This is a genomic window from Mycobacterium sp. DHQP2018-32-09, from assembly GCF_058148405.1.
This window is the reverse complement of the sequence record NZ_JBYVYK010000212.1, coordinates 1-379: the sequence shown is the minus strand read 5'-3', so window position 1 is coordinate 379 and position 379 is coordinate 1. Positions and strand designations below refer to the sequence as shown.

Sequence of the window (379 nt, the reverse complement as noted above, 5' to 3'; positions counted from 1 at the left end):
ACCATCGATCCGGCACCGGGCACCAAGCCTCGCTGCACCTCGGGTAAGCCAAAGGTAGCGTGCTCATCGGAAACCCGGATATCGGTCTGCTGCAACATTTCGCAACCGCCACCGAGGCATGCGCCGTTGACCGCGGCGATAAGAGGTTTGGTGAGGGTGTGGCTCAGGAGCAGCCCCTTCCCGATAGTGGCCGGATCGAGCGGCGGCGCCGAGCAGTCCCGCACCATCCAGCCGTCACTCAGGTCACCTCCCACGCAATAGGCGGAGCCGGCCCCCGTGAGGATCGCGGCCCGAATGCCGTCATCGTGGTCGATCTCGTCCCAGGCCGCGGCGAATTGGCTGACCATGTTGGTGGACAGGGCATTTCTCCGGTGCGGGC

1 protein-coding gene is annotated in these 379 nt (G+C 65.4%); it reads right to left on the bottom strand.

Going from position 1 to position 379, the window contains the following annotated elements; translation table 11 throughout:
- Positions 1 to 379: enoyl-CoA hydratase-related protein (locus tag AC30CM_RS27400; protein WP_490120038.1), on the bottom strand; the 379-nt coding region annotated here is incomplete at both ends.